The organism is Lentzea sokolovensis, from assembly GCF_033949975.1.
Lineage (GTDB): Bacteria > Actinomycetota > Actinomycetes > Mycobacteriales > Pseudonocardiaceae > Lentzea > Lentzea sokolovensis.
In genome coordinates, this window is sequence record NZ_JAXAVU010000012.1 from 486,057 (window position 1) to 492,712 (window position 6,656).

A 6,656-nucleotide genomic window follows, 5' to 3' on the forward strand; every position below is an offset into this window, starting at 1 on the left:
CCCTACTGCTGCTGTTGTTGCTGTTGCTGGGAAGTGGACAGCTCCGGCCCTTGTTCGGCGGCAGCGGCCTCCATCTCGCCCGGCCCGGCCAGCCCTGGCTCCGCGAGCTCCCGTTCCTGGTTCGACGACTTCGCCGCGAGCACCCACGTGTCCTTGGACCCGCCGCCCTGCGAGGAGTTCACGATGAGACTCCCCTCCGGCAACGCCACGCGAGTGAGCCCGCCGGGCAGCACGAAGATGAAGTTGCCGTCGTTCACCGCGAACGGCCGCAGGTCGACGTGCCGCGGCGCGAGCCTGTCCCCGACCTTGGTCGGCACGGTGCTCAGCTGCACGACAGGCTGCGCGATCCACCCGCGAGGGTTGCTCTTGATCCGCTTCCGCAGCGAGTTCAGCTCCCGGACCGTCGCGTCCGGCCCGAACACGATCCCGTACCCGCCGGACCCCTCGACGGGCTTCACCACCAGCTCGTCGATGCGGTCGAACACGTGCGCCCGCTCCTCGGACAGCCAGCACCGGTACGTGTCGACGTTCGGCAGCAACGGCTTCTCTTGGAGGTAGTACTTCACGATCTCCGGCATGTACGTGTAGACGAGCTTGTCGTCCGCCACCCCGTTGCCCACGGCGTTGGCCACGACGACGTTGCCCGCCCGCGCCGCGTTCAACAGCCCGGCGATGCCCAGCACCGAGTCCGGCCGGAAGTGCACGGGGTCGAGGAAGTCGTCGTCGATGCGCCGATAGATGACGTCGACCTGCCGCTCACCCTCGGTCGTCCGGAGGTAAACGAAGTTGTCGCGGCAGAACAGATCCCGCCCCTCGACCAGCTCCACGCCCATCTGCCGCGCGAGCAGCGAGTGCTCGAAATAGGCGCTGTTGCCGAGACCAGGCGTCAGCACAACAACGTTCGGATCCGCCGCGTTAGGCGCGGCAGCGTTGCGGAGTGCCCTGAGCAGATGCACCGCATAGTCACCCACCGCGCGCACGCGATGCCGTGCGAACAGGTCGGGAAACACCCGCGCCATCGTCCGCCGGTTCTCCATGACGTAGGAAACGCCACTCGGGCAACGAAGATTGTCTTCGAGAACCCGGAACGTCCCCTGCTCGTCCCGCACCAGGTCCACACCCGACACGTGGATGCGCACCCCGTTGGGCGGACTGATGCCGGCCGCCTCCCGATGGAAGTGCTCGCAGCTCGTAATGAGACGCCGCGGCAACACTCCATCCCGAACGATCTGCGCGTCGCCGTAGATGTCCGCGAGGAACATCTCCATCGCCCGCACCCGTTGAACGATGCCTTTTTCGAGCTTCGACCACTCACTCGCGGTGATGATCCGAGGAATCAGATCAAGCGGAAACGGCCGCTCCTGACCGCTCAACGAGAACGTGATCCCTTGGTCCACAAAGGCTCGTCCCAAGGCCTCGGAGCGCGCGTTCAGCTCGTTGACCTGCGACGGAGCCACCGACTCGTACAGCGCGCGGTAAGCACTCCGCACCCCGTTGTCCGTGGAGAACATCTCGTCGTAGGCGCCGGCGTGCGGCCGTTCCGGATTGAGATAGCCGTTGAACAGCTCACCGAGCCTCGGCGTGGTGACCGTGCGGCTGCGGCGCAGTCCAGAGGTGCGGGCTCGGTGTTCCATGGTCCACATCTTCACCCTGTTCAGGCCGATTTCGCACTAGTCCGACCGGACAGAAACCTGCCGGAAACGAAACTCGGTACTTTCCAGGCGTGACAGCGGCGGACAAGGCAGTGCGGATGACTCTCGATCGCGTCATCGGGTTCGGGGAACCGATCACACGGCTCGCGGTCAACACGGACGTCGCCGCGGATCCGCTGCTCGAAGTGCACGGGCACCGGGTGCACGAGATCGTGCACGCGAACACCGGACTGCGCTACGAAGGCGAGCAGCGGGTCTACTGGCGACCCGCGGCCGACAACCTGGCGGGGTTCTCCCGGCCCGACGGGCTTCACGTGCGGGTCGACGGCAAGGACGTCCTCGTCCGCACCACGGGCGACACGGGCGAGTGGCGGACTCTGAGCGGCCACACCACGTCGATCACCACGGTCACGACGTGCCCGACACCGAGTGGACCGCTGGTCGTGTCCGCGAGTCTGGGCGGCACGATCCGTCTCTGGGACCCGCGCAGTGGAGAGCAGCAGCGCATCGGTGCTCCCGGCAGCCGGGTCGACCACGTGGTCAGCTACGTCGGACCCGACGGGCGCCCGCGGATCGTCTCCGGTGACGACGACGGCAACGTGCAGATCTGGAATCCGCTGCTACCGCCTGTTCCGCGCATCGGACAGGTCTCCACCCGCGGGTTCAGCGACCGCGTTGCGCAGGAAGACCTGCTCGACCGCGGCACCCTGGTCGAAGCGCTCCGGGACGTTCTCCGGCCAGGTGATGACGACGGACCGACCGTGATCGCGGTGGAGGGCGCCTGGGGCTCGGGCAAGAGCACGCTGCTTGAGCTGGTCAGGAACCGGATGCCCACCCCGCCCACCACGACACGGCCGCGGCGCAGGTTCACCGCGGGCCAGGCGGACCGCATGCTGTACCGGCCTCCTGAGGTGGTGGAGCCGCCCGAGCAGAAGCCGACGAAGATCAAACCGATGGTGCACCCGCTGGTGGTGCCGTTCAACCCGTGGCGGCACCAGTCGAGCGAGCAGGTGTGGGCCGGCCTCGCGAAGGCGGTGACCGAGGCGGCCGAATCGGCGATCATGCCGCACCAGAACAACCGCGAGCGGTACTGGTTCTCCCGCAACGCCGGCCGTGTGGACCGCCGTCATCTCCAGCGTCAGCTGTGGAGGCGGATCTCCTCGCCGTTGTTGTCGTTCGCGGGCCTCGGTTTCGGGTTGTCCCTGCTGGGCGCGCTCACCAAACTCAGCCTCGGCTGGGCGTGGTGGGCGACGGCGGGGCTCGCGGCGGCCGGTGTCGTCCACACAGGACTGCGGTATCTCTTCGGCAGAGCCTCGGCGTTCCTGCCGGGTGAGCTGTTCGCGGGACCGGTCGTCAGCAATGCCTTCTCCACCACCACAACGGATCCGTTGGTCCGCGACCCGTACTACAACGCCCGATCCGGCTACCTCTACCTGGTACAGCACGACATCAGAGCGTTGTTGAAGGACCTGGAGTCGCACAGGTACCGGCTCATTCTGCTGATCGACGACCTCGACCGGTGCACCCCGCGCACCACGGCCCAGGTGTTCGAGGCGATCAACGTGTTCCTGTCGGATGACTTCCCCGCCACGAGGTTCGTGCTGGGTCTCGACACCACGGTCGTCGCATCGCACGTCGACCACGCCTACCAGGAGCTCGCCGACGCGAAGATCGTGACGCACCCGGACGATCCGAGTCCGGGGTGGACGTTCCTGCGCAAACTCATCCAGCTCCCGATTCGGCTGCCCCGCACCACGGAGGACGCCGTCGACCGGATCCTGCTAGCCCAGCTCGGGCCAGTACATCGCGAGGAACCCCACGCCAGCGCCGAAATCACGGCCGAGGCGCTCACCACCGCGGAGGCCTCGACGGTCGTCCCCGAGCAGGCGACCGTCGACCAGGTCGTCGTCGCGATCGAGCAGCACGCCGAAGTGCGCGAACATCTGCGGCACCGGCTCAAGGCCCAGCCCGAGCAGTCGGTGCGTGAGGAGAAGAGGCTGCTCAACGTGTGGCAGTTCTACCTGCGCGTGCTGGCCTCCGCGGACGTCAGACAGGCGAGCCACCTGGTCGCCGTCGCCGAGATAGCCACGCGCTGGCCCGCCTACCTGCACCGGCTGCGCGGTGGCTGGCAGGACCTGGCCGATGCGCTCGACGACGACGTCCGGTGGGGCGCGACGATCGCCAAGCTCGGGTTCACCTACGCCGACCGCAACGCGGCGGCGAACCTGCGGGACCTGCTACGCGACTGCGATGCGCAAGCGGTTGCGGCGCTGACGACCAGGCTCTTCTAGGCGTCTGCACCGGGTCCCAGCGGCAGCCAGCGAACGAGCGCGCCGACGTCGGGTGCGGCGGCGAAGGCCTGTTCGACGGCGGCGCGGCCCTGGTGAAAGTGCTGCCAGCCCTCGTAGTGAACGGGGACGACGGTGCGCGGGCGCAGGTGGCGGCACAGGTCGACGGCATCGGCGGCGGTCATCGTGTAGCGCAGCGGCCCGGTGATCGGGAAGCGGACGCCGCCGAGGTGCAGCAGGGCCAGGTCGACCTCGACGCGGGTGACGACCTCGCGGACGCCGTCGTACAGGACCGTGTCGCCGGAGATCCACAGCGCGCCGTGGTCCTGGCCGTCCCAGTGGAGTGCGAAGCCGATGACGTCGCCGGTGATGGGTCGGGACAGGGGTGGGCCGTGCCGGCACGGGGTCGCGGTGATCTCGATCGACGGCGCTCCCGGCTTGTCGAGGCGGGTGGTGGTCCACGGCGCGAGGCCGCGGGCGTTGCCGAGCCTGCGGGCGCCGGAGACCGTGGTGACGACGGTGTCCGCGGTGGGGAGCAGTGCGCGGCCGGCGTCGTCGAGGTTGTCGGCGTGGTGGTCGTGGGTGAGCAGCACGGCGTCGACCGGCCCCAGGTCGGCGGGAGTGATGGCGGGGCCGGTCAGCTTGCGCGACGACGTGCCCCAGCCGAAGGCGTACCTGCGGCCGGGGGCGTCGAACGTCGGGTCGGTGAGCAGGCGCCATCCGTGGACCTCGATGAGGACCGTCGGGCCACCGATGTGCGTGAGACGGACGTCCTTCACGCGGTGGCCGGCCAGCCTGCTTGGTCGACGGCCCAGGCCAGGACCTCGTCGGCGACCTTCTCCCAGCCCTGCTGGGCGGGCAGCAGGTGCGCCATGCCCTCGTACTCCTTGATCTCGGTGACGGTGTTCGACTTGTAGTGCTTGGCGTTCGACCGCTGCACCGACGGCGGCATGATGTGGTCCTCGCTGCCGGACACGAACAGCAGCGGCGCGCGCTTGTCGTTGTGGTAGTCGACGTGGATGTCCTGCGGGCCGGGGATGAAGTTGGCCAGCACACCGTCCCAAAGGATCCGCCCCGAGGCCGGGACGTGGTAGCGCTGGTAGAGCGCCAGCGACTCCTCCTCGGTGAAGGTGTTGGTGAACGCGTAGCGCCACTGCTCCGCGGTGAGGCCGACGGCCTTGTGCCGGTTGGCCGGGTTCTTCAGCACCGGCAGCGTCGACCTGATCTGCGACAGCGGCGTGACGAGCACGCCCTCTGTCGGCGCGGAGTTGAGCGCCACGCCCGCGGCGCCGAAGCCGTGGTCGAGCAGGACCTGGGTGAACGCACCCCCTGCGGAGTGACCGATGATGATCGGCGGTTCGTCGAGCTGTCTGATGACGGACTCGAGGTGTTCGATGATCGCGGGCGCGGTGACCGCCTCGATCGGCGACGGGTCGGCGTTGAGCGCTTCGACCTCCACCTCGAAACCGGGGTAGGCGGGGGCGACCACGTCGTAGCCGGCGCGCTGATAGCGGTCGACCCACTGCTCCCAGCTGCGGGGCGTCACCCAGAAACCGTGGACCAGGACGATGGTCTTCATGTTGCGGCCCTTCCGAAGTCGACGAATGCGAGCTGTCCGCGCCAGGACGGTCCGAGCCTAAGATCAAGCCTGCGCGCCAAAATCGGTCCACAACGCCGTGCCGTCGGCTCACAACGCCAACCAGCCGTCGCTACAGGGGGATCTCGCATGGCCGTTCTGCTCGACACCGCAACGCTCGCGCCGCGCGATCGGCGGGACGCGCTGATCACCACGATGCGCGAGGCCGCCGGGGTGACGCGGGTGGATGTGGAGGACGACGAGCCGGTGCGGGCCAGGGTGGACCTCTGGTCGTTCGGTTCCGCGTCGATCCTGCGCGCGGAGTCGACCGCGTTCGCCAACGTCCGCACCGCGAAGGCCGCCCGTGCGGAATCGGGCGAGCACATCGCCATCGGTGTGCACGAGAGCGGTGTGGCCCGCTACCAGGTTGGATCGACCCTGCGGATGGTGTCCTGCGGGGAGATCCTGGTGGTGGACGTCAGCCAGCCGTTCACCTTCGGCTGGCGCGGATTCGGTGCGGCGCAGTCGCTCAACACGTGGACCGAGGACCTGGCTCTGCCGGCCGACCTCGTGCGGCGGGCTGGGCCAAGACTGAGATCGAGCCCGCTGTACGGGCTGTTCAGCCGCCACGTGCTGGACATCACCAGGAACGCGGACCTGCTCAGCGACAGCCCGGCGGCCGGCATGCTGGGTGCCGCGAGCATAGAGCTCGCCCGCGCTCTCATCGCGACGGCCGTCGACGACTTCGCCAGCACGCGTGACATCGTCGAGCAGACCCTGATCGTCCAGATCCGCGCCTACGTGCGGCAGCACCTGCGTGATCCGGATCTCGGTCCCGGCAACATCGCCGCGGCGCTCGCCATCTCACCCCGTCACCTGCACCGCGTCTGCTCCAATGCCAACCTGCGCCTGGAGCAGTGGATCATCGCGTGCCGGCTGGAACAGGCGAAGGCCGAGCTGGTCCATCCCAGTTCCCGGCACCGGTCCATCGGCACGATCTCCCGGCGGTGGGGCTTCAAGGACCAGACGCACTTCACGCGAAGGTTCCGGCTCGCGTTCGGCATGCTGCCGAGCGAATGGCGCAGTACGTGAAAAAGCCCTGCGGGGAGCGCTTGTGGCGCTCGACCCGCAGGGCAAATT

The 6,656-nt window shown here is 68.4% G+C and carries 5 protein-coding genes; 2 read left to right on the forward strand and 3 right to left on the reverse strand.

What is annotated here, in order from left to right; all coding sequences use genetic code 11:
* Nucleotides 1–2: 2 nt before the first annotated feature.
* The gene (locus SK854_RS31135) at nucleotides 3–1,634 is read right to left on the reverse strand and encodes a circularly permuted type 2 ATP-grasp protein (RefSeq protein ID WP_319978670.1); all 1,632 of its coding nucleotides are present in this window, start codon (nucleotides 1,632–1,634) and stop codon (nucleotides 3–5) included.
* A gap of 89 nt (nucleotides 1,635–1,723) precedes the next feature.
* Here SK854_RS31135 and SK854_RS31140 point away from each other — a divergent pair, with 89 nt between their 5' ends.
* The gene (locus SK854_RS31140; protein WP_319978671.1) at nucleotides 1,724–3,943 is read left to right on the forward strand and encodes a P-loop NTPase fold protein; all 2,220 of its coding nucleotides are present in this window, start codon (nucleotides 1,724–1,726) and stop codon (nucleotides 3,941–3,943) included.
* Here SK854_RS31140 and SK854_RS31145 read toward each other — a convergent pair.
* Together SK854_RS31145 and SK854_RS31150 are read right to left on the reverse strand one after the other, a co-directional pair.
* On the reverse strand, nucleotides 3,940–4,719 hold the full coding sequence (locus SK854_RS31145; RefSeq protein ID WP_319978672.1) for an MBL fold metallo-hydrolase: 780 nt from the start codon (nucleotides 4,717–4,719) through the stop codon (nucleotides 3,940–3,942). The two genes, SK854_RS31140 and SK854_RS31145, sit on opposite strands and share 4 nt — an antisense overlap.
* On the reverse strand, nucleotides 4,716–5,519 hold the full coding sequence (locus SK854_RS31150; RefSeq protein ID WP_319978673.1) for an alpha/beta hydrolase: 804 nt from the start codon (nucleotides 5,517–5,519) through the stop codon (nucleotides 4,716–4,718). The genes SK854_RS31145 and SK854_RS31150 overlap by 4 nt, the downstream gene beginning before the upstream one ends.
* Nucleotides 5,520–5,666: 147 nt before the next feature.
* Here SK854_RS31150 and SK854_RS31155 point away from each other — a divergent pair, with 147 nt between their 5' ends.
* Entirely contained in the window at nucleotides 5,667–6,608 is a 942-nt protein-coding gene (locus SK854_RS31155; protein WP_319978674.1) for a helix-turn-helix domain-containing protein, read from the forward strand.
* The last annotated feature ends 48 nt before the right edge of the window (nucleotides 6,609–6,656 follow it).

What these genes read in the sequence shown, in the direction of transcription:
- SK854_RS31135 (WP_319978670.1), bottom strand. Translation starts at nt 1,634, where the DNA reads ATGGAACACCGAGCCCGCACCTCTGGACTGCGCCGCAGCCGCACGGTC.
- SK854_RS31150 (WP_319978673.1), bottom strand. Translation starts at nt 5,519, where the DNA reads ATGAAGACCATCGTCCTGGTCCACGGTTTCTGGGTGACGCCCCGCAGC.
- SK854_RS31155 (WP_319978674.1), top strand. Translation starts at nt 5,667, where the DNA reads ATGGCCGTTCTGCTCGACACCGCAACGCTCGCGCCGCGCGATCGGCGG.